General features: G+C 63.2%; 23 protein-coding genes. 11 read left to right on the top strand and 12 right to left on the bottom strand.

The window, feature by feature from the left end; all coding sequences use genetic code 11:
* The first annotated feature begins 8 nt into the window (after nt 1-8).
* The gene (gene istB, locus K8M09_RS00700; RefSeq protein ID WP_064334874.1) at nt 9-752 is read left to right on the top strand and encodes an IS21-like element helper ATPase IstB; all 744 of its coding nucleotides are present in this window, start codon (nt 9-11) and stop codon (nt 750-752) included.
* A 184-nt stretch (nt 753-936) separates the two neighbouring features.
* Nucleotides 937-1,449: a helix-turn-helix transcriptional regulator gene (locus K8M09_RS00695; RefSeq protein ID WP_160788067.1), complete on the top strand. Its 513-nt coding sequence runs from the start codon at nt 937-939 to the stop codon at nt 1,447-1,449.
* Between the two features lie 31 nt (nt 1,450-1,480).
* On the opposite strand, the gene K8M09_RS00690 is transcribed toward K8M09_RS00695, so the two are convergent.
* The 3 genes from K8M09_RS00690 to K8M09_RS00675 all read right to left on the bottom strand — a co-directional run bounded on the left by K8M09_RS00690 (nt 1,481) and on the right by K8M09_RS00675 (nt 4,549).
* Nucleotides 1,481-2,029, bottom strand: coding sequence for a hypothetical protein (locus K8M09_RS00690; RefSeq protein ID WP_160788068.1), 549 nt, complete (start codon nt 2,027-2,029; stop codon nt 1,481-1,483).
* Nucleotides 2,030-2,439: 410 nt separating this feature from the next.
* Nucleotides 2,440-3,321 carry an LEM-3-like GIY-YIG domain-containing protein gene (locus tag K8M09_RS00680; RefSeq protein WP_206366722.1) on the bottom strand — a complete coding sequence of 294 codons (882 nt, stop codon included), beginning with the start codon at nt 3,319-3,321 and terminating at the stop codon, nt 2,440-2,442.
* Between the two features lie 67 nt (nt 3,322-3,388).
* Nucleotides 3,389-4,549 (bottom strand): tyrosine-type recombinase/integrase, encoded by a 1,161-nt coding sequence (locus K8M09_RS00675; RefSeq protein WP_160788069.1) that lies wholly within the window; start codon nt 4,547-4,549, stop codon nt 3,389-3,391.
* 274 nt (nt 4,550-4,823) lie between these two features.
* Between K8M09_RS00675 and K8M09_RS00670 the strand changes: the two genes are divergently transcribed.
* The gene (locus K8M09_RS00670; RefSeq protein ID WP_160788070.1) at nt 4,824-5,537 is read left to right on the top strand and encodes an outer membrane beta-barrel protein; all 714 of its coding nucleotides are present in this window, start codon (nt 4,824-4,826) and stop codon (nt 5,535-5,537) included.
* A 12-nt stretch (nt 5,538-5,549) separates the two neighbouring features.
* On the opposite strand, the gene K8M09_RS00665 is transcribed toward K8M09_RS00670, so the two are convergent.
* Nucleotides 5,550-6,734 (bottom strand): AI-2E family transporter, encoded by a 1,185-nt coding sequence (locus tag K8M09_RS00665; protein WP_380735860.1) that lies wholly within the window; start codon nt 6,732-6,734, stop codon nt 5,550-5,552.
* 318 nt (nt 6,735-7,052) lie between these two features.
* Between K8M09_RS00665 and K8M09_RS00660 the strand changes: the two genes are divergently transcribed.
* Together K8M09_RS00660 and pgi are read left to right on the top strand one after the other, a co-directional pair.
* Nucleotides 7,053-8,753, top strand: a complete 1,701-nt coding sequence (locus K8M09_RS00660; protein ID WP_160788071.1) for a long-chain fatty acid--CoA ligase — start codon at nt 7,053-7,055, stop codon at nt 8,751-8,753.
* Between the two features lie 115 nt (nt 8,754-8,868).
* Nucleotides 8,869-10,494 carry a glucose-6-phosphate isomerase gene (gene pgi / locus K8M09_RS00655; protein WP_160788072.1) on the top strand — a complete coding sequence of 542 codons (1,626 nt, stop codon included), beginning with the start codon at nt 8,869-8,871 and terminating at the stop codon, nt 10,492-10,494.
* A gap of 145 nt (nt 10,495-10,639) precedes the next feature.
* Here the strand turns inward: pgi and K8M09_RS00650 are convergent, their stop codons facing one another.
* The 3 genes from K8M09_RS00650 to K8M09_RS00640 all read right to left on the bottom strand — a co-directional run bounded on the left by K8M09_RS00650 (nt 10,640) and on the right by K8M09_RS00640 (nt 12,887).
* Nucleotides 10,640-11,569, bottom strand: a complete 930-nt coding sequence (locus tag K8M09_RS00650) for a carbohydrate kinase family protein (RefSeq protein ID WP_160788073.1) — start codon at nt 11,567-11,569, stop codon at nt 10,640-10,642.
* A gap of 63 nt (nt 11,570-11,632) precedes the next feature.
* Nucleotides 11,633-12,331 (bottom strand): orotate phosphoribosyltransferase, encoded by a 699-nt coding sequence (locus tag K8M09_RS00645; protein WP_160788074.1) that lies wholly within the window; start codon nt 12,329-12,331, stop codon nt 11,633-11,635.
* Between the two features lie 130 nt (nt 12,332-12,461).
* Nucleotides 12,462-12,887, bottom strand: coding sequence for a DoxX family protein (locus K8M09_RS00640; protein ID WP_160788075.1), 426 nt, complete (start codon nt 12,885-12,887; stop codon nt 12,462-12,464).
* A 188-nt stretch (nt 12,888-13,075) separates the two neighbouring features.
* Between K8M09_RS00640 and K8M09_RS00635 the strand changes: the two genes are divergently transcribed.
* From K8M09_RS00635 to K8M09_RS00625, 3 genes are all read left to right on the top strand, one after another.
* A complete protein-coding gene (locus K8M09_RS00635; RefSeq protein WP_160788076.1) occupies nt 13,076-13,264 on the top strand; it encodes a hypothetical protein in 189 nt (62 codons plus the stop codon).
* Between the two features lie 93 nt (nt 13,265-13,357).
* Entirely contained in the window at nt 13,358-14,062 is a 705-nt protein-coding gene (locus tag K8M09_RS00630; protein ID WP_160788077.1) for a Crp/Fnr family transcriptional regulator, read from the top strand.
* A gap of 15 nt (nt 14,063-14,077) precedes the next feature.
* On the top strand, nt 14,078-15,919 hold the full coding sequence (locus K8M09_RS00625; RefSeq protein ID WP_380735862.1) for a CHASE2 domain-containing protein: 1,842 nt from the start codon (nt 14,078-14,080) through the stop codon (nt 15,917-15,919).
* Here K8M09_RS00625 and K8M09_RS00620 read toward each other — a convergent pair.
* From K8M09_RS00620 to K8M09_RS00610, 3 genes are all read right to left on the bottom strand, one after another.
* A complete protein-coding gene (locus tag K8M09_RS00620; RefSeq protein ID WP_160788079.1) occupies nt 15,916-16,383 on the bottom strand; it encodes an acetyltransferase in 468 nt (155 codons plus the stop codon). The two genes, K8M09_RS00625 and K8M09_RS00620, sit on opposite strands and share 4 nt — an antisense overlap.
* An 85-nt stretch (nt 16,384-16,468) precedes the next feature.
* Nucleotides 16,469-17,101, bottom strand: a complete 633-nt coding sequence (locus tag K8M09_RS00615) for a FecR family protein (protein WP_160788080.1) — start codon at nt 17,099-17,101, stop codon at nt 16,469-16,471.
* Nucleotides 17,102-17,285: 184 nt separating this feature from the next.
* Nucleotides 17,286-18,320, bottom strand: coding sequence for a proline racemase family protein (locus K8M09_RS00610; protein ID WP_160788081.1), 1,035 nt, complete (start codon nt 18,318-18,320; stop codon nt 17,286-17,288).
* Between the two features lie 155 nt (nt 18,321-18,475).
* Between K8M09_RS00610 and spdA the strand changes: the two genes are divergently transcribed.
* Both spdA and K8M09_RS00600 read left to right on the top strand, forming a co-directional pair.
* Nucleotides 18,476-19,282: a 2', 3'cyclic nucleotide phosphodiesterase SpdA gene (spdA, locus tag K8M09_RS00605; protein WP_160788082.1), complete on the top strand. Its 807-nt coding sequence runs from the start codon at nt 18,476-18,478 to the stop codon at nt 19,280-19,282.
* A gap of 123 nt (nt 19,283-19,405) precedes the next feature.
* Complete coding sequence (locus K8M09_RS00600) at nt 19,406-20,041, top strand: DUF1236 domain-containing protein (protein WP_160788083.1); 636 nt, start codon at nt 19,406-19,408, stop codon at nt 20,039-20,041.
* Between the two features lie 52 nt (nt 20,042-20,093).
* Here the strand turns inward: K8M09_RS00600 and K8M09_RS00595 are convergent, their stop codons facing one another.
* Complete coding sequence (locus tag K8M09_RS00595) at nt 20,094-21,350, bottom strand: alpha/beta hydrolase (RefSeq protein ID WP_160788084.1); 1,257 nt, start codon at nt 21,348-21,350, stop codon at nt 20,094-20,096.
* A gap of 298 nt (nt 21,351-21,648) precedes the next feature.
* Nucleotides 21,649-23,448: a calcium-binding protein gene (locus tag K8M09_RS00590; RefSeq protein ID WP_229342052.1), complete on the bottom strand. Its 1,800-nt coding sequence runs from the start codon at nt 23,446-23,448 to the stop codon at nt 21,649-21,651.
* A gap of 179 nt (nt 23,449-23,627) precedes the next feature.
* Between K8M09_RS00590 and K8M09_RS00585 the strand changes: the two genes are divergently transcribed.
* Nucleotides 23,628-24,766, top strand: a protein-coding gene (locus tag K8M09_RS00585) for an IS3 family transposase (RefSeq protein WP_229342049.1) whose coding sequence is annotated in 2 segments (ribosomal slippage) — nt 23,628-23,886 and nt 23,886-24,766 — 1,140 coding nt in all. Because the reading frame shifts where the segments join, the coding sequence is not laid out codon by codon here.
* The last annotated feature ends 17 nt before the right edge of the window (nt 24,767-24,783 follow it).

Below are 24,783 nucleotides of genomic sequence, written 5' to 3'. Positions count from 1 at the left end.
AACTCACAATGCTGACCAACCCCACCATCGACATGCTGCGCGAGCTCGGCCTCTCCGGCATGGCGAGCGCGTATCACGAACTCGAGGCGCAACCGGAGGCGAGACAACTCGAGCACGGTGAATGGCTCACGATCTTGCTCGAACGGGAAACGACCACGCGCCGTCAGAAGCGTTTCGAGGCAAGGGCCCGTGCCGCGAAGCTCCGCCATGACGCCCAGATCGAGAACATCGACTTCCGCGCCGCCCGCGGCCTCGATCGCAACCTGTTCCTGAAGCTCGCCGGCTGTGATTGGATCAGGCAACATCACAGTCTCCTGCTGATCGGGCCCGCCGGCGTCGGCAAGAGCTGGCTGGCCTGCGCGCTCGGACACAAGGCATGCCGCGAGGACTTCTCCGTCGCCTATCATCGCCTGCCCAGGCTGTTCGCCACCCTTGCGCTCGCGCGCGGCGACGGCCGTTATCCCAAAGTTCTCAAGGCGCTCGCCCGAACCGACCTCCTCATCCTCGACGACTGGGGTCCGGAGAAGCTCAACGACGAGCAGCGTCGAGACCTCCTGGAAATCATCGAGGACCGCTACGAGAAGCGATCCACCATCGTCACCAGCCAAGTGCCTGTCGATCACTGGTACGACATGATCGGCAATCCGACGCTCGCCGATGCCATCCTCGACCGCCTCGTCCATAATGCCTACCGTATCGAACTGTCCGGTGAGAGCTTGCGAAAGCAGCGTCAGACACCAGCAGACGCTTGACCGCGCGGCAATCAGGAGCCATCAAACCAACGACCCAAGGGACCATCGACTGGCCGGCTTCAAATCGGAATGCTGGCCGGAATGAAATCGGAACAGGTGGCCGGCTTCGTTTCGGAATCAATGGCCGGCTTCATCGGAATACGCAACGGACCTGCGTGTCCTTCATGCGAACGATGCAGCGACCATGCTCAAGCAGTCGCAAACCGCTTTTACTGTTCAGGCGGGGAAAATAGCCTTCACGTCGAGCTTCACACAGCGCGCCTTGGAGTTTGCCTTGCACTCGGCGCAGAAATCCGGCGCCATCCCAGCCGGCGACCCGTTCGGTATTCCTCTCGGTGCGAGCGGCGAGGCTCTGCGGAGCCTGCATATCCTGCCATTGAAGAGGGAGAAGCTTGGGCCTGATGGGGGTGAATGCTTCGCCCTCCTCTTTGCGCCGCTCGCCCTATCGTCGGAAAGTGCAGGGAAAGCGATAACAGCGCTGTTCGGCCTGACAGAGGCGGAACGGCGTGTTTTCGAGAAAATTGCCGACGGCCAGACGGTTCAAGAAGCCGCGACCAAGCTTGATGTTGCCGTCAGCACGGTCAGGACGCACCTGCTGCGCATCTTCGAAAAAACGGGAGCCGCACGCCAAGCGGAACTCGTCGCGCTCGCCCGGCAGTTTACGGCTCCCGTTATACAAAGCAGTCAGATCGCGTAAGGCAACCAAACTCTCAGAGCGGCTCTCCCGCCTATCCCTCCGCGCGGATGAAGTGAACGGCACTATTGTCCGCCGCATTACAAACCGGGTCATTGCCTGACGAGGTTATCTCGACGGAATAGCCGACATTTCCGGCAACGAGAGTCAAACCCGAGCAGCCGTTCTCTCCGGTCGACTTCTCAGCGCGGATACGCGCGGCCAGCATTAGGTCTTTCAGAAGAGTTTTGACGGCCGCAGTGCCGATCTCTTCGGACCAGACACGGCAACTGCTGCCATCCTCCGCCACCCAAGCAAACATGTTATCCGCGCCGGGTTTCCTCATCTCGACAATGCCCATGTCGGCATCGACACGCGGCTTCCAACCATGGTCTTCAAACCATGAAGTCGTCAAATACTGGTCCCCTTCACCGGCAAGACAAGCAGCGACTGCACCGTTAAGCCGCATGTAAGGGTCGTGGTGATCAAGATCATTGACCATAGCGCGGAGAATACCCATGTCGTATGCCGGTTCTGCCGCCAGCGGACTATGGGAGAGCGCGAGCGCGAGAACAACGCGAGCGGCAAAGATGTTGGCCTTCATTTATGGTCCTTCCATACGGCGTGACTTGTATGAATAGAACGTAGTTTCACCATCGGCGCATCCACCAAATGATGGAACCCGTATGTAGCAGGTCAAGCCCGCTCCGAAACGCCTTCTCGCAACTGAAATACCTCTTGCACGCCAAAGCGGACCGAACCATCAATTCCCTATGGGATGCGCTCGCAGCCGTTCTTTACCAGTTCACACCTGACGAGTGTGCGAACTACGTCAAAGCCGTCTAATGTGAACCTGATTAAGCAGGATGTATTCTCGACGGGTAGGGCTGGAAAGACGTTGCGTGGCGGAACTGAGGAAACTCTTAACTTCGAGTTCTTCGACATGGCGACTGGTATTGATGGCCCGGAAAAGAATCTTCTCTTATCTACTGATTGCTCTACCATCAGACATGCCTAGGGTGACAGATAGCCAATTGGGTTTTGGGCTTTGAGGAATCGTTCATTCTCCAGCCGCATTCCGTGTTCTCCAACATACCTGTCCCAGATTTCAGGTGGTGCTCTATACCCTCGGAAGCCGTATCGTTGAGCCTCGGAACCATCAGCGTAAGGAATGCCTTTGTTCACTGTTCCTGCAATTGTGATATCTTCGCGGAAGTTCTCGGCGGTCGCCGACAACCATTGGGTGGCCTTGAATGCGCCAACAGTCCGGCCAAGATGTACCGCGACAACATAGTCGGAAGCTTCCGCGCGTACTTTGTTGATGCGCCAGCAAAAGCGCACCAACCGAAAAATTTCATCCTCAGTGGCCCGTCGGGGGAGCTTGGGAACTTTTATAAGCACCAACTTGTGAGCAGGCGGGGAAGGAAAAGGCGGCAATCCATACAGCCGCACAATATCTCTGGCAGGCATGAGGCCGTGCTCATCAATACCATGGCCAGATTGCAAATTGGTCAGCCCCTCATAAGCGTCAATCAAAGCAGCTTCGACGTGAAAGGCTTCGCCTTCTGTGAGACCGTGACGATGGACGATATAATCAACACACTTCCCATCCGCTTTGATGGAACGAATGCAGTCCAGCTTTTGGCCCAAATCCGGTTGATCCGCATCAGGCACCACGCCATGGGCATGTTGGAATACACGATTCCCATAGCCCTTTCCTACATAGAAGGTTTGTTGATTTCGGGGATCAACCAGTCGGTAAACATAGAAGCCAATCTTGTCCCACATATGGGCAGGAAAACCGCCCACAGCATCATTGCCTTCAGATGTTCCCAAGGTATCCTCCACTGGCATGCCAACGACGATAGCGTAGTCTAGGGCTCCTACCAGCGACAAGCTTTATTCCAGGAAACGAAGCGACCCGGTATAGATTGCGTCGACCGCATTCTGCCGCCTCCTTCGCTTACTTGGTCACGTAATATGCCCACAATTCCAAGAGAGCACGGCGCTGTTCAAGGAAATCAGTGCGCCGGTATGCTCGCTCCACCTTGCCGCCGACAATATGCCCCAAGGTTGTCTCTGCGACCTCATACGACGTGTTCGTCGTCTCCGCGATCCAGTCACGCAGGCTCGAACGAAAGCCGTGCGGACGAGCCTCCATCCCGCGCCGTTCCATCAACCGGGACATCGTAGCATCCGAAATCACACCCTTTTTCACGTTGGCGAAGAGATAGCCACCGCGCGTAAACGCTTTTGCCTGCTCAATGAGCGCCAGTGCTTCAGGCACGAGCGGAACACGGAAATCAGGCGTCTTATCCTTGCGCCCCTTCTGCTGTTCACCGGGGATCGTCCACACGTCACCTTCGATTTGCTCTAGGCGTAGGAACCGTAATGGGGTTGAGCGCACGCCCGTAAGGATCAAAAGCCGTAGCGCGAGGTGCGTCGTCGTGCCGTCAGAGAGAGAAGCATAAAAGGCCGGCACTTCGGCCCATGGAAGCGCAGGTATGTTTTCAGCCTTGTGCCTCTGTTGCCCCAAAAGCGCCCTCGCCTTCTCGGTCGCTTGCAGGTCCACCTCATGGCCTAACGCGGCTGCGTGGCGCATACAGATGGCAAGCCGGTTCAGAGCCTTTCGTGCAGTCTCCGCCTTCGAATGCCAAATGGGAGAGAGCGTGTCGCGAATTCCGATTTGATCGATGTCACCCACAGGCCTCTTGCCAAGCTTCGGCAGGACATGGATTTCCAGTGGGCTGAACCAGCGGCCGGACTTGCCATCGTTCTTTAGCTCCGCCTTCCGGCTTTCAAAAGCATCTTTCGCCACCTCTTCCAGCAAATGGAGACGCTTTTCCGCCTGCCGTCTTTCGCGGTCTCGTTCGCTGATCGGATCAAGTCCCTTCGCCACTACGGCTCGCCATTTATCAGCAACTGCACGGGCATCTTTCAAGGATACGTCTTGAACAGAACCCAGCCCCATTTCTCGTCGCCGACTGTGTAACGTATAACGCAGCACCCACTGCCCCGGCCCGTCCTCCCGCTTATAGAGCCAGAGTCCTCCGCCATCCGAGAATTTTCCGGGAGCGGCATTCTTTACAGCCAGCGCTGAAAGCTTGTTCAATGCCCTCGCCATTTTGATCCCCCTTTTGATCCCCCTTTCGCTTTTCGCTTTAGGTGAACAAAGGCGTACTACAATGGACGCAAAATCACAAGAATCCGCATAGAAATCAGTACATATATCGCAATAATACGCAAAAATATACCTCACTGCACAAGCATTCAATGCCCCTAAGCGGCACCACTTCCTTTCCCAGCACTTTTCCAAGTGCCCTGCACGGCACCGTTGATCGTCCGTTAACCATAACGGGCTTACGAATACGCGGATATGGGCAGGCACGGGGGCGCGCATGACGTACAGGGCATTGGTTTCGGCCGCAGCCACCCTGCTGCTTGCTCCGGTATCGGCATTCGCGGATGAAGCGGGCTTTTTCGCCGGCCTCGATGCAGCCGGCGGGATTGCCTTCGGATCGTCCGACACCACGGATGGCGGGGCGGCCTTTGCCGGTGGCGGAGTGGTCGAGAATGTGAAGCTCGGGAAGGCCGCAGGCATTGGCGGGCATGCGGGCTACAGGTTCGATTCCCCACTGTCCGCATTCGTCAGCTATCAATACGTCCGGGGCGACGTGAGCTGGGATGCGCGCTATCCGCTCTTCGGCATCGCCTCGAATTTCGAGGGCACGGCCGTCAGCCACGTCCTGATGGGCAACCTCGCCTATGATTTCGCCCTTTCCGACGCGACTTCGCTCAGAACCACAGCGGGGCTGGGGCTGTCGTTCAACACCTTGTCCAGCGTGGTGGAAGCGGATGCGGGCACGGGCCTGTTTCTCGCCGATCTTGCCGAAAAGACCAAGGTAAGCCCGGCTGCGCAGGTCGGCGCGGGCATTCAGCACAAATTGACGGACAGCATCACCTGGGGCCTCAGCACGTCGGTCAGCTATAGCGGCAGCTTTGAAACGGGGACGACGCGAAACGGCAATCTCGGCGTGACGCCGATCAACCCGTACAAGATCGACGACGTGTGGCGCGTCAATCTCGGAACGTCGATCCGCTTCCGCTTCTGATCGAAGACCCGCCTATCCGACGTTGCGCTCCTGCTCCGGTCGCGGCGACGTGTCCGCGTGGGGATCGAGGATGATCGCGGTGACCGGTTCGGTCGCCTCGATGTCGCGGATCCATTCGCGCCAGATGGCGACGAGCAGGGCCATCAGGACGGGGCCGATGAAGAGACCGAGGAAGCCCATGGTCTTCACGCCGCCGATAAGGCCGAAGAAGGTGGGCAGGAAAGGCAGCTTGATCGGGCCGCCGACGAGGCGGGGGCGCAGCGTCTTGTCGACGATGAAGAGTTCGATGGCGCCCCAGGCGAAGAGGGCGAGGCCCGCCACGGGCGAACCGCTGGAGACGAGATAGATCGAGACCAGCGTGAAGGAGAGCGGCGCGCCGCCGGGGAAGAGTGCCATGACGCCGGTGAGCACGCCGAGCGTGACGGCGGACGGCACGCCGGCGATCCAGTAGGCAACGCCGAGCACGATGCCCTCACCGATGGCGATCAGCGTCATGCCCGTGACGGTGGAGCTGATCGTCGCCGGGACGATGCGCGAGAAACGCTCCCAGCGCGTCGGCAGGATGCGCTCGCCGAGGCGGTCCACCTGCGCGGCGAAGGACTGGCCGTCGCGATAGATGAAGAACAGCGCGATGAGCATGAAGAGCATGGCGAGCAGCAGGCTGAAAGCCTTGCCGCCGGCCGCCAGCGCCACACGGTAGATATTGCCGATATTGGCGCCGCTGACGACCTGCGTGAGTTCGCCGATCGCGCCCGGATGATCGAGGAAGCGGGTCCACTGCATGTCCAGCCAGCCGCCGACGACCGGCAGCACACGGATCCAGTCCGGCGTCGGCGCGCCGGTGCGGTTCGTCTCCACCGCCCAGCCGATCCAGTCGCGCACCTCATGAATGGCGTAAGTGGCGGCGAACATGACCGGGCCGACGATGAAGCCGAGGATGAGAAGAATGGCGATGGAGGCTGCAAGCGTGCGGTTGCCGTTCACCCGCGCCAGCAGGCGGGAATAGAGCGGCCAGCTCGCAAAGGCGATGACCAGCGCCGCCAGCACGGGAACGACGAAGCCGTGGAAGAAATAGATGCCGGCGAGCACGACGAGAACGAGAAGCCACCGCGCGACCGAGATCGGGGATATGAGCGCCGCGCCGGTCTGGCGGGGGGCGCCGAGAAACCGCGGCTCACTTCTACGTTCCGAATGCAGCAACTGACACAACTCCCGTGATCCGGCGTCCGGACCGGACCGCCTCACTCCGTTTTACCCGAGGAATGTTAAACATATACGCGGTTTTTTGGGCAATGGCGCGGTCCGTTCGCCGCAGGGCGGCGACAAATCGCCCGCCTCACGAAAAAGCTATCGAAATGCGCCCGCTCCGATTATTGACGTTTACGTCAATGTAATATAGCGATGACTCTTGATGGCGCCCGCCAAAAGCATCATCTTGTCTGCATCGGACGGTTGGAGGACCTGCCGCTGCGGCGGAACGGACGATGCCTGCGCCCCACGAACGAGGAGGAACCCATGCCGGCCACTGAGACGCACCCTTCCACGCAGCCGTCCGGCCGCTTCTGGCTCGCCTCCTATCCGGAGGGCATTGCCGGCGAGATCGCGCCGCTCGGGCACAGCTCCATCGGCGCGCTCGTGGAAAGCTGCTGCGCTCAATATGGCGAGCGCCCGGCCTTCACCAGCATGGGCAAGACGCTGACCTTCCGGGATTTCGACGCCGCCTCGCGCAATATCGCCGCCTGGCTGCAGGCGCGCGGGCTTGAAAAGGGCGACCGCGTCGCCGTGATGATGCCGAACATCCTGCAAAACCCCGTCATCATCTTCGGCATCCTGCGGGCCGGCCTCGTCGTGGTGAACGTCAATCCGCTCTATACGCCGCGCGAACTGGAGCACCAGTTGAAGGATGCGGGCGCCAAGGCGCTGTTCGTGCTGGAGAATTTCGCGACCACCGTTGCGCAGGTCGTCTCGCGCACGGCCGTCAGGCACGTGGTCGTCACCACGATGGGCGACATGCTCGGCCTCAAGGGCCTCATCGTCAATCTCGTCGTGCGTAAGGTCAAGAAGCTCGTGCCGGAATGGTCGCTGCCGGGCCATATCCCCTTCAAGCAGGTCATGGCGGAGGGCGCGCGCAGCGCGGTGAAGCCGGTCAGCATCGTGCCGGGCGACACGGCCTTCCTGCAATATACCGGCGGCACGACGGGCGTTTCCAAGGGCGCGACGCTGACCCATGCGAACCTGCTTTCCAACATGGAGCAGATCAAGCTGTGGATCGAGCCGGTCTTCCGCATCAAGAAGCGGCCGCAGCAGCTCACCTTCATCTGCGCCCTGCCGCTCTACCACATCTTCGCGCTGACGGTGAACGGGCTGGCGGGCATCGCGCTCGGCGGCCATAACGTGCTGATCGCCAATCCGCGCGACATTCCCGCCTTCGTCAAGGAACTGGGCAAGTACCATCCCCACGTCTTCCCGGGCCTCAACACGCTGTTCAACGCGCTGATGAACAATCCGGACTTCTCCAAGCTCGATTTCTCCGAGCTCGTGCTGACGCTCGGCGGCGGCATGGCGGTGCAGCGCCCGGTCGCCGAACGCTGGCAGAAGATGACGGGCTGCTCCATTACCGAAGGCTACGGCCTTTCCGAGACGTCGCCGGTGGCCACCGCCAACCGCTTCGACAAGCCGGAATTCACCGGCACGATCGGCCTTCCCCTGCCCTCCACCGATATCGAGATCCGCGACGACGAGGGCCGCACCCTGCCGGTCGGCGAAGTCGGCGAGATCTGCATCCGTGGCCCGCAGGTCATGGCCGGCTACTGGCAGCGCCCGGACGAGACGGCCAAGGTGATGACCCCGGACGGCTTCTTCCGCTCCGGCGACATCGGCTTCATGACGGCGGAAGGTTTCACCAAGATCGTCGACCGCAAGAAGGACATGATCCTCGTCTCCGGCTTCAACGTCTTCCCCAACGAGGTGGAGGAAGTGGCCATGTCGCATCCCGGCATCCTCGAATGCGCGGCCATCGGCGTGCCGGACGAGCATTCCGGCGAGGCGGTGAAGCTGTTCGTGGTGAAGAAGGACCCCGCGCTGACGGAGGCCGACGTAAAGGCCCATTGCGCGGCCAACCTCACCAATTACAAGCGGCCGAAATTCGTGGAGTTCCGCGCCGAACTGCCGAAATCCAATGTCGGCAAGATCCTGCGCAAGGATCTCCGGGGCTGAAGACAGCCCCGGTTAAACCGATTTAATTTTTTCGCCCCGGGGGCGTTTGCGGTCTTGATTTGGACACGCCAAAGCGACTAGCTAGCGGCATCGTCCAAAGCCAGGGAAGACGCCGATGAACGCGCTTGTCGAAAAGCTGAAATCCATCGTCCGCGATACCAACGCCACAGACATCAGGGCAGCCTTCGCGGCCGACCCCGAGCGGTTCTCCCGCTACAGCACCACGCTCGGCAACTTTCTCTTCGACTATTCCAAATGCGCGGTGAACGACGCCGTTCTCGACACGCTGGAGGCCCTGGCCAGGGAGGCCGGCGTCGAGAGGAAGCGCGACGCCATGTTCGCCGGCGAGATCATCAACATCACGGAAGAGCGGGCGGTGCTGCACACGGCGCTGCGCAACCGCGCCAACACGCCCGTCCTCGTCGAGGGCAAGGACGTCATGCCGGACGTCAATGCCGTGCTCGAGGCGATGGGCGCCTTTGCCGAGGGCATCCGCTCCGGCGCGCTGAAGGGCGCGACGGGCAGGAAGATCACCGACGTCGTCAATATCGGCATCGGCGGCTCGGACCTCGGCCCGGTCATGGCGACGCTGGCGCTCGCCCCCTACCATGACGGCCCGCGCCTGCACTTCGTCTCCAATATCGACGGCGCGCATATCGCCGACACGCTGAAGCTGCTGGAGGCCGAGACGACGCTCTTCATCGTCGCCTCCAAGACCTTCACCACCATCGAGACGATGACCAATGCCGCCACGGCCCGCGGCTTCATCGCGGACAAGCTGGGCGAAGCGGCGGTCGGCCACCATTTCTGCGCCGTCTCGACGGCGCTCGACAAGGTCGCGGCCTTCGGCATCGACGCGGCCCGCGTGTTCGGCTTCTGGGACTGGGTCGGCGGGCGCTATTCGATCTGGTCGGCCATCGGCCTGCCGCTGATGATCGCCATCGGGAAGGACGACTTCGCGCAGTTCCTCGCCGGCGGCCATGCCATCGACACGCATTTCCGCGAGGCGCCGATCCGCGAGAATATTCCGATGCTGCTCGGTCTCATCGGCTTCTACCATCGCAACGTGCTGAACTACCCCTCGCGCGCCATCCTGCCCTACGACCAGCGCCTGTCGCGCTTCCCGGCCTATCTGCAGCAGCTCGACATGGAATCGAACGGCAAGTCGGTGACGGTGGATTCGACACCCGTCACCTGCAAGACCGGGCCGGTCGTCTGGGGCGAGCCGGGCACCAACGGCCAGCACGCCTTCTACCAGCTCATCCACCAGGGCACCTCGGTCATACCGACCGAGTTCATGATCGCGGCGAACGGCCACGAGAAGACCCTGCGCCACCAGCACCAGCTCCTCATCGCCAATTGCCTTGCGCAGTCGGAAGCGCTGATGAAGGGCCGCTCGCTGGCCGAGGCCAAGGCGCAGCTCACCTCGAAGGGCATGGACGAGGCGCAGGCCGACCGGATCGCGCCGCACCGCGTCTTCACCGGCAACCGCCCGTCGATCACCATGGTGCATGACAGCCTGACGCCCTTTGCGCTCGGCCGGCTGATCGCGCTCTACGAGCACCGCGTCTTCGTGGAAGGCGCGCTGTTCAACATCAATTCCTTCGACCAGTGGGGCGTGGAACTCGGCAAGGAACTGGCGACGGGCCTGCTGCCGGTGGTGGAAGGCAAGGAGAGCGCCGCCGGGCACGATTCCTCGACGGCCGGGCTGGTCGCAGCGCTGCTGAAGGCGGCCAGATAAAACGAAAAGAGGGGCCAATGGCCCCTCGCCTGCATGCGGCGGCACAAATCCAAGGCATGACTCCGGCCTCTTCCCTTCTCCCCTTGGGGAGAAGGAAGGGTGAGGGAACGCCGCGTTCCTTCCGCGAGAAAGGAAGCGATCTCGCTCAGCCGAGGCCGATTTCCTTCGCCCAGGGCGGGTTCGCCCCGGCGCGGGAGACGGTGACGGCGGCGGCTTTCGCGCCGAGGGCGAGGACCTTGGCGATCTGGTCTTCCGAGAGCCTGGCCACCTGCTGCTTGGTCAGGAGATTCTGCATCTTCAGCGAGGCGAGCACGCCCGCATCGAACGTATCGCCCGCGCCGACCGTGTCGACCACCGTCACACGCTCGCTCGGCACCGTGACCTTGTGGCTTGCCGTATAGCCGACCGCGCCTTCCGCCCCGCGCGTGACGACGACGAGCTTTGCGCCATGGTGCAGCCAGTGGCGGGCAAGCGCATCCTCATCGCCCTCCAGGCCGAACCAGGCAAGGTCCTCGTCGGAGAACTTGACGATATCGGCCATCGCCGCCATGCGGCGGATGCGGCCCATATGCGCGTCCTTGTCCTTGATGAAGCCGGGGCGGATGTTCGGGTCAAGCGAGATGACGCGCTTGTCATGCTCGCGCTTGAGCAGCGCCTCGTAGGTGGAGCCGCACGGCTCGGGAATGAGGCTGATCGCGCCGAAATGGATCGCTTCGCAATCCTCGCCCAGCGCCGGAAGCTCGGCCTCGGTGATCATGCGGCCGGCGGTGCCCTCGTCGTAGAAGGCGTAGGTCGCGTGGCCGTCGACCAGCTTGACGAAGGCGACGGTGGTGGGGCGCGAGAGCGTGGCGCAATAGCTGTAGTCCACGCCGCTCTCGCCCAGCGTCTTGCGCAGGATGTCGCCCATCATGTCGTCGGAAAGGCCAGTGAAGAAACCCGTCGGCACGCCGAGGCGGCCGAGCGCGATCGCCGTGTTGAAGATCGCCCCGCCGGCATAGGGCGCATAGGCGTCCTCGCCGAGGGTGGTCGTCCGCGGCAGCATGTCGATCAGCGCTTCACCACAACACAGGATCATCAACGTTCCTCCAACCGATTTTCAATCGATTTAAACGATCATGGCCAAAAGCGCCAGAGGCTTTTACGACGTCGGCAGTTCCGACACGCCGCCGTGCCTGGCCGACCAGGCGAGCGGGGCGTCGAAGAAGGCCTCGACGGAGGCGAGCGTCGCATCGTCGAAGAACTTCTCCTTCCGGGCGACGGCCAGAACGTCGCGCCAGGAGGCGATGTGGTGCAGCTTGACGCCGCCATTGGCATAGCGGGCCTCGGCCTCCTTGAAGATGCCGTAGTAGAAGAGCGACATGCCATGCTCGACCACGCCGCCGGCCGCGCGGATGGCGTCGATGAAGGTGAACATGGAACCGCCGACCGTCACGAGGTCCTCAATGACGAGCACGCGCGCGCCTTCCGCCATCACGCCCTCGATCTGCGCGCCACGGCCATGGCCCTTCGGCTTCTTGCGCACATAGATCATCGGCAGGCCAAGACGGTCCGCGAGCAGCGCGGCGAAGGGAATGCCCGCCGTCTCACCGCCGGCGATGACGTCGAAGCACTCGAAGCCGGCGTTGCGGGTGATGGTCGCGGCGGCGAAATCCATGATGGCCGAGCGGATGCGCGGATAGGACAGCAGCTTGCGGCAATCCATGTAGACCGGGGCGGCCATGCCGGAAGCGAAGGTATAGGGCTGCTCCGGGCGGAAATGCACCGCCTTGATCTCCCAGAGCATGCGAGCCATCAGCTCGGCCATCACGTCTCGGTCCGGAAAGGAATTGGAAAACATCGGCATCTCCCGCATGACTGTCTTTGCCTGCGCATAGCAGCAAGGACGCCGGTTTTCCAGCGCCCGGACAACGAAAAACCCTCCCCGGAGGCCGGAGAGGGTTTCTGAACGGGCAGGCTTTCGGTCGCGATCAGGCGGCGGCGCGGCGGCCGTCGATCGAGAGGGCGCCCGGGCCGAAGGCGGCAAGCACGAGGAAGCCGCCGGCAATCGTGATGTTCTTCCACATCATCAGGCCGTTGAAGACGGTGAGCAGGCCGTTCGCGCCTTCCGGGAAGTCCGGGATGTTGATCGAGCCGCTGTGGAAGACGAGCGCGGTGAAGACGCAGAAGGCGGCCAGCAGCAGCGCGGTGATCTTCGTGCGGAAGCCGACGAGGATGAAGAGGCCGGCGACCAGCTCGAAGAGACCGGCGAGATAGGCGAGCAGCGTGGCGGCCGGCAGGCCGGCGCCGGAGATCATGCCGGCGGTGCCCGACGGATCCAGGAGCTTGGGATAACCGGCCGTGATGAACATGAGGGCGAGGAGGATACGTCCGGCGAGGACGAGGATATGCTGCATGGAAAGCTCCTGAGGCTTTGGCGTTTGCGTTGGCAAGGGAGATAGCAGCTTTCTTTCTTCCAGCCAGCCAGCGGATCAGGCGACAGATCGTTCTCTTTTTGTGAACGACACCCTGTTCCCCGCGAAACAGACCCGCCCGGCCGGCCATGCGAGAAACGGGACGCCCACCCTGCCCTCCCGGAGACGACATGCGCCTTACCCTTCTCGCCCTCGCCCTTGCGGCCTCCTCCTTCGCCTTTGCCACCGCCGGCTATGCGGGCAACGGCTATGGGCAGGGCTATTACGGCCACTACCAGCAGAACTGCATCACCAAGCGCATCCGCACCACGGACGCCTATGGGCGGACGGTCGTCAAGCGGGTGCGCATCTGCCAGTAGGCAACCCCGTTCTTTTCTGTTGCAAGCGCCCGGCGGCTGGGCGAAGATTTCCCGCGAGCGGCCCCTTGTACCGGCGGCCGGGGGAAACCGGATATGAACGAGATCAACAAGAGTGCCGCGTTCTGGCGTTCTTTTCCGATTTTCGAAGGGTTCGGCAAGGAAACGATCGGCGAGATCGCGGCAATCGCGACCTATCGCAAATGGCCGGCCGGCACCGTGATCTTCCAGCGCGGCGACGAGGGCACCTATCTCATCGTGCTCGTTTCCGGCCGCATCAAGCTCTCGCTCATCACGCCGCAGGGCAAGGAACTGTCGCTGCGCCAGCTCGAACCCGGCTCGGTGCTCGGCGAAATGGCGATCCTCGACGGCCAGCCGCGCTCGGCCGACGCCACCGCAGCCGTGGCGACAGAAGGCTATGTCATCTCCAAGCGCGATTTCCTCGATCTTCTCACCCGCCACCCCACGGCCGCGCAGGCGATCATCCATTATCTCTGCGGCAAGCTGCGCGAGACGACGGAGCAGCTTGAAACCATCGCGCTCTACGACCTCGACGCCCGCGTCGCGCGCTTCTTCCTCGCCACGCTGCGCACCATCCACGGCGAGGAACTGCCCGACAGCGCCAATCTCCAGCTTTCGCTGAGCCAGACGGAAATCGCCGGCATCCTCGGCGCGAGCCGGCCGAAGATCAACCGCTCCATCCTGACGCTGGAAGAGGCCGGCGCCATCCGCCGCAGCGACGGCATCATCCATTGCCATATCGGCCGGCTCTACGGCATTGCCGAGCCGGATGACGAATAGGCCGCCAGCCGCATGATCGCCAAGAAATACAGGCCCCTTGCCGCCGGCCTCGTCGCAAGCCTTGCCGGCGCGCTGGCGCTCTTCTGCCTCGGCGAGACGGCACTGGAGCAGCAGCGCGAGTTCTATTTCGACGCGCTGACGCAGGCGGTGCCCATCCCGCTCAGCGAGAAGATCGCCGTCGTCGACATCGACCGCAAGGCCTTCCAGGGCGCGCCGGACAAGGAGTGGACGCGCGCCCAGACGGCCGATCTGGTCCAGCGCCTTGCCGCCGCGAAACCCGCCGCCATCGCCTTCGATTTCGTCTTCAGCACGGATTGTGCGGCGGACGAGCCGGCCAATGCGGCGCTGGCCGGGGCCATCGGCGCCGTGCCGACCGTTCTCGGCTTCCTGATCGGCGAAGCGCCGGACGGCGCGCCCCATCCCGTTCCCAAGCTCGCCCTGCAGCGGCCGGTCAGCGTGCCGGACCTCTGGTTCATCGAGGGCACGGAAAGCTCCTGCCCCTTCCTGCAGGACAGGTCCACGGCAGCGGCGGCATCCTTCCTCGTCGGCGACGAGGATGCGGTGGTGCGCCGCGTGCAGGCCTATGCCATCGTGGGCAACGCGGCCTATCCGGCGCTCGGCGTGGAGGCGGCGCGGCTGGCGGCCGGCGCGCGCACGCCGGTGCTCGGCGGCGATCCCGTCTGGCTGCGCCACGATTCGCGCATTCTGCGGCTCGACGAGGACGGCAGCCTGCGCTTCGTGGCAAGCGGCCCTGCCACGATCGCGGCGCGCACCGTCTCGGCGGGAGACGTGGCGGCGGGCCGGGTGCCGGCGGAAACCTTTGCCGGCAAGGTCGTGCTGGTCGGCAGCAGCCTGCCCAATCTCGGCGGCCTGCGAACGAGCGCCTCCCTGCCGCTCGAACCCTCCGTGCAGATCCATGCGGATGTGGCCAACGCCATCCTGACGGACCATATCCCGACGCGCGACCTCGGCCTCCTGCCCGCGGAGGCGGGCTTCGCCTTCCTCGCCGGCGCGGCGGCGGCCTTCGCGGCGGCGCGGCTGCGCCCGCTCGGCGCGGCCCTGGCCGGCATCGGTCTTGTCGGCCTCGCCTTCGGTGGGTCGATCCTGCTCTATGCCCGCACGGCGCTCCTGTCGGATGCCGTCGGCGTCTCCCTCATCGTCGCGACGGCGGCGCTCGTCACGGGGCTGCTGCAATATGCCCACGTGCGCCGCGCCGAGGCGACGGCCCGCCAGCGCTTTGCGCAATACCTGCCGCAATCGGTCGTCTCGCGCTATATCGACAATCCCGATCTCGGCCGCGTGGCCGGCGAGGAGCGGCAGGTGACGGCGCTCTTCACCGATATCGAGGGCTTTTCCGCCCTCGCCCAGAAGATCGGCCCGCATGACCTCGTCAAGTTGCTCGACGTCTACTTCTCCGAGGTGAACGCCCTCGTCGCCCGGCACGGCGGCATGGTGGACAAGGTGGTGGGCGACGCCGTGCATGCACTCTTCAACGCGCCGGACGATCTCGACCGCCATGTCGACAAGGCGCTCGCCTGCGCCGACGAAATCCGCGCGCTGACCGAAGAGATGCGCCGCCGCCCCACCTTCCTCGACAAGGAATTCGGCCGCACACGCATCGGCGTGGAGACGGGCATGGCGGTGCTGGGGGAAGTGGGCGCGGGCGGCAAGCTCGACTACACGGCCCACGGCGACGCCGTGAACCTCGCCGCGCGCCTGCAGGACGCCAACAAGTTCCTCGGCACGCAGATCTGCGTCGGCCCAAAGGCAGCGGGCGAGACGAGCCGCACGCTGCGCGCCATCGGCAGCCACGAAATCCGCGGCTTCGGCACGATGGAGCTTTTCACGCTGGACTAGAAGCTGATTGGCCGGCGACCGAACCCTTGGCCCATATATTCCAGGTGGATGAGGGGATAAGGCATTCCCTGCCCGTCGACCGGCGAACGGCCCATGTGCCGGAAGCCCATCTTTTCATAGAAGCCAACCGCCTGGCCGTTCTGCTCATTGACGTCGGTCGTCATTCTCGGATGAAGAGAAAGACCGTGGCGCACGAGCGCGGCACCAATGCCCGTTCCGCGGCAGGCGGGATCGACGAACAGTGCCTCCATGTGTCCGTTATCGATGAGCATGAAGGCCAGCGGGTAGTCGTTCGCGTCCGCAGCAAGCCAGAGCGTGGCCTGGGGCAGAAAGCTGCGCACCATCTCTTCGATAGCGATGCGATCCTGCTGCGACAGGAAGTCATGCGTGGCATCAACCGCACGCCGCCAGATTTCGACTGCACGCTCGCCGTCATCCGGCCGGGAGGTTCTGATCGTAAACACGTCGTCTTGCTTTTCGTTTCCGCCAAGTCGGGGGGCGTCTTACCGGGTCGCAAACACGTCGGCAACCGACACAGTCGAAAGCGCCTCAGCGAATGCCGGCGCTCGCATAGGCCTCGCGGATGCGGGCCTCGCCCCATTGCTTGACCTCGCCGGGCGCTTCGCCCGGGGCCTTGATTTCGACGCCCTCGCCGCGGCTCACCGCCTTCGTGATGCCGCCGCCGGTAACCTCCACACGGCCATGCTCGACGAAGACGGCGAAGACGCCGCGATTGGGGCCGGCGAAGAATTTCGTGCCGCGCACGCCGATCATGCCGAAGGCGGTGCGCATGGTGAGGTCGATCTTGGCAAGGCCCTCCGGCCGGTCGAAGACCATCTGGCCCGTGCCAAGCTCGATGACGCCGCCCTGCCCGGCGATGAAACTGTCGATCAGGAGTTCCGTCTCGCTGCCGAGATGCAGACTCGTATCCTCGCCCAGCGCCAGTTCGGCGAAGCTCTCCCGGCCGGTGGTGACGAAATCGCGGTCCATCAGGTTCGCGCCGGCCTTGAGGCCCTCCAGCAGGTTCTCCTGCCGGCGGTTGACCTCGCCGGAAACCGCCACGGCCCTGCCGATGACGGTGTTGGCCTGGGTGGCGCGCACGCCGATACCCGTCAGCGCGAGCGCGCCGCCCGCCAGAAAGAGCCGGCGGCTGAGAGAGATCGGATGGAAAGCCTTGGACATCGACATCGCGCACCTTTTCGCGGGAACGCCCCGCAGGAGGAATTGAACCGATAGGGGCCGGCGCGTCAATGCGGCGGAAGCCGGCGGCTGTATCCCTTATGCGCCGCTCCCGGCCATCCCTCTGTTCCCACGGAAACAGGGATGGCGGCGGGCGCGGGAAACCCCGCGCCCGTCATCCTGTCGCTCAGACGATCTCGCCGGCCTGCGGCCCCCAAGTGTCCGTCATGGCGAAACCGTTCGCCAGCGGATCGGTCGGGTCGAGCGCGATCTGGTGCAGGCCGAAGGTCCAGCCGCGGCCGGTGATGGTGGGGATGATGGCCTTGCGGCCGGCAACCTCGGTCTCGGCCTGAAGGCCGACCTCGAACTCCGAGCCGATGATGGAGCGCGAGCGGAACGTATCGCCGACCTTGGCGAGACCGCGGGCATGAAGCGTCGCGAGGTTGGCGGAGTTGCCGGTGCCGCAGGGCGAGCGGTCGACGCGGCCCGGCCACATGGTCGTGGCGGTGCGAACCAGCCCGTCCGGATCGCGGTCGCGGAACATGACATAGGCGACGCCGTTGATTTCCGGGATTTCCGGATGCACGACCTTCATCGACTTGTTGATAAGGTCCTTCAGCGCCATGCCGGCATCGACCAGCTTGCGGGCATTGCCCTTCTCGATCTTCGTGCCGATCTGGTCGACATCGACCAGCGCATAGAAGATGCCGCCATAGGAAATGTCGAAGCGCACGCGGCCCCAGTGCGGCGTGTCGATCTCGACGTCCAGCTCCTGCGCGAAGGAGGGCACCATGGTGAGCTTGACCTTCTCGCAGCGCCCGTCGCGGCAGGTCGCCGTCGCCTTGACGAGCCCGGCGGCCGTGTCGAGCACGACGACCGTCTCCGGCTCCTTCATCTCGACGATGCCCGATTCGAGCAGCGCCGTGGTGACGCAGATCGAGTTGGAGCCGGACGAGGCATGCGCCTGGTCGGCCTGGAGGATGATGAAGCCGGCATCGGCCTCCGGGCGCTTGGCCGGCACCAGCAGGTTGACCGAGCCGGTCGCGGCCGCGCGCGGCTCCAGGCACAGGAAGCGGCGCAGGCTGTCGTCGACCGTGTTGATGTGGTTGAGCTGTTCGGCGATCGTGTTGCCGGGGATCTTCGGCACGCCGCCGATGGCCACCTTGCCGATCTCACCCTCGCAATGAACGTCCAGCAACTGGATCGTGCGCTTCCATCTCATGTCGATATGCTCCGTTCTCGCCGGCCGTCCGGCTGCTCTTTCATCCTGATATATCAGATTGCCATGCGTTCCAACTGCTTTTCATGCGACAGGTTCGCGCGCTACGAAAAGAGACCGGACCGTATTCCATCCTCTTTCCCTTACGAGACCCTTTCATGACCAAACTCATCGTCTTCACCGATCTGCATATGGTGCCCGAGGGCGCGACGATCATCGGCCTCGACCCGTACCAGAGGCTGCTCGCCGGCATCGAGCACGTCAACCGCTATCACGCCGATGCCGACCGGGTGATCATCACCGGCGACCTCACGCACCGCGCCGACACGCAGTCCTATGAGCGGCTGCGCGAGCTTCTGTCGCTGATCGCGCCGCCGGTGGCCATCACCATCGGCAACCACGATTATCGCCACCGTTTTCTCGAAACCTTCACCCATGTCACGCCGGACGAGGACGGCTTCGTGCAGCAGGTCGTGGATTTTGCCGATTGCCGGGTCGTGTTGCTCGATACGCTCTTCGCCCCGCCCTACGACTATCCGCTCAGCCATGCCGGCTATCTGTGCGAGAAGCGCCTCGCCTGGCTCGACCGGGCGCTGGCGACGGCCGGCCGCCTGCCGGTCCTTCTCTTCATGCACCACCCGCCGCACAAGACCGGCTTTACCGGCATGGACGCCATCCGCCTCGGCAACGAGGACGCCTTCTACGATCTGGTGCTGAAACACGGCAATGTCCGCCACATCTTCGCCGGCCACGTTCACCGGACGATCGGCGGCTCGCATCGCGGCATCCCCTTCTCGATCTTCAAAAGCCCCGTGCATCAGCAGCCGATGCCCTTCGACGCGCCGAACGCCTCGCTTTCGGTGGATGAGCCGGGCGCCTACGGCATCGTCGTGGTGACGGACGAGGGCCTGCAGGTACACAACGAGGACTACGAAATCGCACGGCGCGATTCCGATACCGCCTGACGGGACCGGGCGCCGAACGTCCCGGACCGGGATGCGCGGGCCGAAATTCCGCGGGAACCGGCACGGCAATGCCGCGTTGTCTCTGCCGAAGGGGTGGGAAACCAACTTTCGAAGGAGAAGAACATGCGCAAGATTCTCATGGCCGGCGCCGCCCTGGCCCTCATCGGCGTCGCGGCCGCCCATGCGGATGACCGCGACAAGGAAGCTCTCGGCGGCGCGGCCGGCGGAGCCGCAGGCGCTGCGGCCGGCGCCGTGATCGGCGGGCCGGTCGGCACCGTCGTCGGCGGGGTTGCCGGCTTCGCCATCGGCGCGGAAGCCGCGGTTCCCGAGGATGCCCGCATCTATGTGATGGAGAATCCGACGCCGCCGGTCATCCTGGAAGGACAGGTGACGGGTGACACGCGATTCGACGACACCGTGGTGCTGACGCCGATCCCCGATCACCCGGATCTCGCCTATCTCTATGTCGGCGACCGCCCGGTCATCGTGCGCACAGACAGCCGCCAGGTCATCTATGCGCCGGATATCCAGACGACCGCCAGCATCTCCGCGGACATTCCCGAGGCGACGATCACCTATGTCGAGCGCCATCCGCTGGAGCCTGTCGTGCTGGAAGGGCCGGTCGAGGCCGGCGTGGTCGTCCCGCAGACGGTCCGGATCATCGAGGTGCCGGATAGCCCGAGCTACGGCTACATCTATGTCGACCAGCGCCCGGTCCTCGTGGATCGCGACAGCCGCGAGGTCATCTGGGTCCGCTGATGCCGGCCCGGAAACGAGAAAGACGGCCGATGACGGCCGCCTTTTTCCGATTTCATTGCCCGACGGCCGTTTCCGTCGTGCTCTCGACGGAATTGCCGAGGTGTCGCCACTGGTCGTCGTAATTCCGGCGCGTGACGGGATCGAAGACGGCAATCGGCGTGGAGACGGCGATGCTTGCCGCGCTGCCCACCGTCTGCGCCGTGCCGAGGGCGACGGCCCCGAGCCGGTCGCCGAGGCCGATCTGCGAATCCGTCACCGCCTGCCCGTCGATCAGGCGATTGCCGATGAGGCGGACGACTTCCGGGCTTTCGGCGAATTTGCCGTGGTTGAGGCGGTCGCCGGATTTCAGGGCCGTCAGGTCGAGGACGGTGATGCCCTGCTTTTCCAGCATGCTGCGATAGGGCTCTTCGGCCGGATTGATCTGGCCGAGCCGGTCGACATTGCCGGAGATGCGGCGCGACAGCGTCAGCGCCCGGTCGTCGCGCGAGACGAAGAGCGTGAATTGCGGCCGGTCCTTCGCATCCTTGCCGGTGGCGAGAAGCTGCTGGCCGAAGACGTCGACATCGAGGTCGGGCGAAGCGAGGATGACCTGCTGGATCTTCTTCGGCACGCGCCCGTCGCGGATCGCCATCTGGCGCAGCGTCTCCACCGCAAGCCAGGTCCCCATGGAGTGAGCCATGATGGTGATTTCGCCGACTTCCGGCGTGTTGACCGCCGCCCGCAGCAGTTCCTCCAGCGCATCGCGCGAGTAGTTGGCGCTTTCCTTGTCGTAGGAATAGCCGAAGATGCTGGCGCGCGAGGGCCAGGTGAAGATGACCGGCGCGGCGTCGGTCTTCGAATCGTGGACGATCTGCGCGAAGCGATAGACCGCATCCTCATAGCGATTGTTGAAGCCGTGCACGAAGACGAGCACGCGCCTGCTCTTCGGAAGATTGTGCCGGAGCCAGACCCGGCCGGCCTTGGCGTTCTCGACGGGCTTCACGCTGACGGTCGAGAAATGCTTCATCGGATCGGCCGGCAGCTTTTCCGGCCATTGCACCTGCCCGATCGTGCGATTGGCGTCCGGCGGAATGGAGATGGCGATGTCGCGCAGTTCGAGCTGCGTGCCGCGCTCGCCGGAGAAGAGCACGCCGGGCTGGTCCGAGGGCGCGCGGGTGGTGGCCACCAGAAGATTGACGAGCGAAACGCCGGGCGGCGCCTCACCGCTGGGCACCATCACGCCTTCCGGCCGGCCGGCGCAACCTGCAAGCACCAGCACCCCGGCGACGATCACGCGAAGCAATACGCGCGGCACCTCTCGGTTCGTCATGTCCCGCTTCCCTCCGCCTTCCGTTATCGCCGGCGTCAGACACACACCGCTCGCCTTTGCTTAACCGAGCGGGCCCCGGTTTTGAAGAGAGGCGTGCGGAAAGAGCCGGGCAAGGGCGCAGGAGAGAGCCAGCCACGTTGCATATCGGCCACGGCAAACGTCGTGGTGCGGCAAGACTACTCAACCGTTTCACATGCGGATGCGCCGCGGAATTACAACCTCCTCCGCAGCGCACACGTCTTTTGTATCCAGCAGCACCGGTTTACCTAGCCCAATACGTCTTGCGCCCCGGCAATCACTACGGCGCCAGCTCGAAGGCGAGCGTCGCAGTGTCCAAAGTCCATTCATCGCCATTCATGGTGAAACGAATGGTATCCTCCTGGCCCATTGCAACGTCGTGAATGTAGAAGGCGTCCGACCAATCCGGCGAAGCGTCGGCATTTCCGGTATCGAGGGCTGCCTCGTTGACCTGGATCAGAATGTCTGCCCCCGAACGGATAGCGAGCAACACGTTGCCGGTGTCGGAAGGGATCGCGACCAGATCGCCAACCAGACTGTCAATGTCGATCACATCACCATCTCCGCCAAAACCGCTATAGTCGAAGATGTCGTCGGTATGGTCGCCCATGGCTCCCTGGAAATCCATCGCACTGAACGCGAATGTATCTGCCCCGGCACCACCGAACAGCATGTCGTGGCCCACGCCCCCGCTGATCCTGTCGGAGCCACCACTGCCATTCAGCGTGTCGTGACCGGCACCGCCCACCAGAATATTGTCACCCGAATTGCCGGTAATGACGTTATCGAGACCGTTACCGAAACCATTGATGCTGCCAGAACCGGTCAGGACAATGTTTTCGACGGCGCCGATCACGTTTGCCGAGGTATTAAGGTCGAACGTGGTGGACGACAGAACGGTGTCGATGCCCGACCCGCCGTCAGCCACCTCGTTGATGGTCACGCCGGCATTGTTCACGACATAGGTGTCATTACCCGCGCCACCGATAAGGACGTCGGCACCGCCGCCGCCATCCAGACGGTCGTTGCCCGCCATGCCGCGCAGGGTGTTCGTCAGGGCGTTGCCCGTCAGAACATTGCCCAGTTCGTTGCCTGTGCCATTGATGGCACCGGCCGTCGAGACGATCGTCAGATTTTCGACATTGGCGCTGAGCGTATAATTGGCGGAAGCGCGAACCGTGTCGATGCCCTCATTCGCGGCTTCGACCACGACATCCAGCGCCGAGTCGACGATATAGGTGTCATTTCCGCCAAGGCCGGTCATCCTGTCGTTGCCGCCCGCGCCATCGAGGACGTTTGCCAGCCCGTTACCGGTAAGGGTGTTATTGCCGGCATTGCCTATGCCGGTTACAGCCGCAGAACCACTCACCAGGATCAGGTTCTCGACATTTGCCGTAAGGGTATAGGTCAGGGTGGAGGAGCGGACCGTGTCCACACCGCCAGCGGCCGCGGCATTGCTTTCCACCACCATGTCGCCAGCGTCATCGACATAGTAGGTGTCCGCTCCGTCGCCGCCGATCATGGTATCCGCACCCTGCCGGCCATCGAGCGTATTGGCACCGGCATTGCCGATCAGCGTGTTGACCAATCCATTGCCGGAGGCATTGATCGCGGCCGCCCCTGCCAAGGTGATGTTTTCGATATCCCCACCTACGACCTGGACGCCTTGCAGATCGAAAGACACGCTGGAACGCACGGTGTCGACACCATCGGCACCAGTTTCGTCCACCCTGTCGAGCAGGTTGTCGACGACATACGTGTCATCGCCGCCGCGCCCGCGCATGGTGTCACCGCCGGCACCACCATCGAGAACATTCTTGCCATCATTGCCGATCAGTTCATTGGCAACGGCATTACCGGTCGCATCGATATCTGCAACGCCGCCCAGCTCCAGATTCTCGATCGTGCCGATGGCGCGAGCAGTGTTGGCGAGACTGAAGCTTACCATGGAGATAACCTTGTCCACACCGCCACCGGCATTGCCGGTTTCATCGACGATGTCGTTCAGATCATCCACATGATAGGTATCATTGCCCTGGCCCCCGCGCATGATATCGCCGCCGACGCCACCATCGATCACGTTGTCGCTGGCATTACCCAGAATGACGTTGGTCCGGGCATTGCCCGTAACATTGGCCGCACCGGCGCCCGCCAGGAGAGTGACGTTCTCGATACAGAGCTGGCTCGGGAAATCTGCACAGCGGGGATAAGTGGAGTTTCTGCCTGACTTCGGCTTAGATGCCGGGAACAGGAGAGACCATGACGAGACGACCGCGCCGAAACCATAGCCCGGCTTTCAAGGCGAAGGTGGCACTTGCCGCCATCCGAGGTGAGCAGACGCTGGTGGAGTTGTCCCAGCAGTTCGATGTGCACGCCAACCAGATCAAGCAATGGAAAGACCAGCTCCTTGAGGGGGCGACAGGTGTGTTCGGCGATGAAACGAAAGCGGAGCCGTCGGGTCCGACCATCGATGTCAAAACGCTGCACGCGAAAATCGGCGAACTGACACTGGAGAACGATTTTTTATCCGGTGCGCTCGGCAAGGCGGGATTGCTGGGCGGAAAGAAATGATCGACCGCGAGCACAAGCTATCCGTCGTGCGCCAGGCGAAGCTTCTCGGCTTCAGCCGTGGCAGCGTCTACTATCTGCCTCGTCCGGTGTCTGACGGCGATCTGGCCCTTATGCGCCGGATTGACGAATTGCATCTCGACTACCCCTTTGCCGGAAGTCGGATGTTGCAAGGGCTCTTGAGAGGAGAAGGTCTGGAGACCGGGCGGCGACACGTCGCCACGCTGATGAAGAAGATGGGCATCGAGGCGATCTACCGCCGCCCGAACACCTCGAAACCAGCGCCAGGGCACAAAATTTATCCCTACCTCCTACGAAAGCTGGCAGTCACCCGGCCCAATCAGGTCTGGGCAATGGACCTGACCTACATCCCCATGGCGCGGGGATTTGTCTATCTGTGCGCCGTCGTGGACTGGTTCAGCCGGAAGGTCTTGTCATGGCGGTTGTCGATCACGATGGAAGCAGCCTTCTGCATCGAGGCGGTGGAGGAGGCACTTGCCCGTCATGGCAGGCCGGAAATCTTCAATACCGACCAGGGATCGCAGTTCACCTCCATCGACTTCACCGCCGTGCTGAAGAGGTCACAGATCGCCATCTCGATGGATGGCAAGGGTGCGTGGCGAGACAATGTCTTCGTCGAGCGGCTCTGGCGTTCGATCAAATACGAGGAAGTCTACCTCCATGCCTACAAGACTGTGTCCGAGGCACGCGCTGGCATCGGCCGATATCTGAACTTCTACAACACCAGACGCCCACATTCATCCCTTGACCGGCGGACGCCGGATCAGGCCTACTTCAACGCGCTGACACCAATGATGGTGGCGGCATAATCGAGGCGGAAATCCAC

Origin of the sequence: Shinella zoogloeoides (assembly GCF_020883495.1) — a bacterium.
Classification (GTDB): Bacteria; Pseudomonadota; Alphaproteobacteria; order Rhizobiales; family Rhizobiaceae; genus Shinella; species Shinella zoogloeoides.
This window is presented reverse-complemented; position numbering and strand designations above follow the sequence as displayed.

Coding starts and splice junctions, on each gene's coding strand:
- istB (WP_064334874.1), top strand. CDS start 9: ATGCTGACCAACCCCACCATCGACATGCTGCGCGAGCTCGGCCTCTCC.
- K8M09_RS00695 (WP_160788067.1), top strand. CDS start 937: ATGCTCAAGCAGTCGCAAACCGCTTTTACTGTTCAGGCGGGGAAAATA.
- K8M09_RS00690 (WP_160788068.1), bottom strand. CDS start 2,029: ATGAAGGCCAACATCTTTGCCGCTCGCGTTGTTCTCGCGCTCGCGCTC.
- K8M09_RS00675 (WP_160788069.1), bottom strand. CDS start 4,549: ATGGCGAGGGCATTGAACAAGCTTTCAGCGCTGGCTGTAAAGAATGCC.
- K8M09_RS00670 (WP_160788070.1), top strand. CDS start 4,824: ATGACGTACAGGGCATTGGTTTCGGCCGCAGCCACCCTGCTGCTTGCT.
- K8M09_RS00660 (WP_160788071.1), top strand. CDS start 7,053: ATGCCGGCCACTGAGACGCACCCTTCCACGCAGCCGTCCGGCCGCTTC.
- pgi (WP_160788072.1), top strand. CDS start 8,869: ATGAACGCGCTTGTCGAAAAGCTGAAATCCATCGTCCGCGATACCAAC.
- K8M09_RS00650 (WP_160788073.1), bottom strand. CDS start 11,569: ATGATCCTGTGTTGTGGTGAAGCGCTGATCGACATGCTGCCGCGGACG.
- K8M09_RS00645 (WP_160788074.1), bottom strand. CDS start 12,331: ATGTTTTCCAATTCCTTTCCGGACCGAGACGTGATGGCCGAGCTGATG.
- K8M09_RS00640 (WP_160788075.1), bottom strand. CDS start 12,887: ATGCAGCATATCCTCGTCCTCGCCGGACGTATCCTCCTCGCCCTCATG.
- K8M09_RS00635 (WP_160788076.1), top strand. CDS start 13,076: ATGCGCCTTACCCTTCTCGCCCTCGCCCTTGCGGCCTCCTCCTTCGCC.
- K8M09_RS00630 (WP_160788077.1), top strand. CDS start 13,358: ATGAACGAGATCAACAAGAGTGCCGCGTTCTGGCGTTCTTTTCCGATT.
- K8M09_RS00615 (WP_160788080.1), bottom strand. CDS start 17,101: ATGTCCAAGGCTTTCCATCCGATCTCTCTCAGCCGCCGGCTCTTTCTG.
- K8M09_RS00610 (WP_160788081.1), bottom strand. CDS start 18,320: ATGAGATGGAAGCGCACGATCCAGTTGCTGGACGTTCATTGCGAGGGT.
- spdA (WP_160788082.1), top strand. CDS start 18,476: ATGACCAAACTCATCGTCTTCACCGATCTGCATATGGTGCCCGAGGGC.
- K8M09_RS00600 (WP_160788083.1), top strand. CDS start 19,406: ATGCGCAAGATTCTCATGGCCGGCGCCGCCCTGGCCCTCATCGGCGTC.
- K8M09_RS00595 (WP_160788084.1), bottom strand. CDS start 21,350: ATGACGAACCGAGAGGTGCCGCGCGTATTGCTTCGCGTGATCGTCGCC.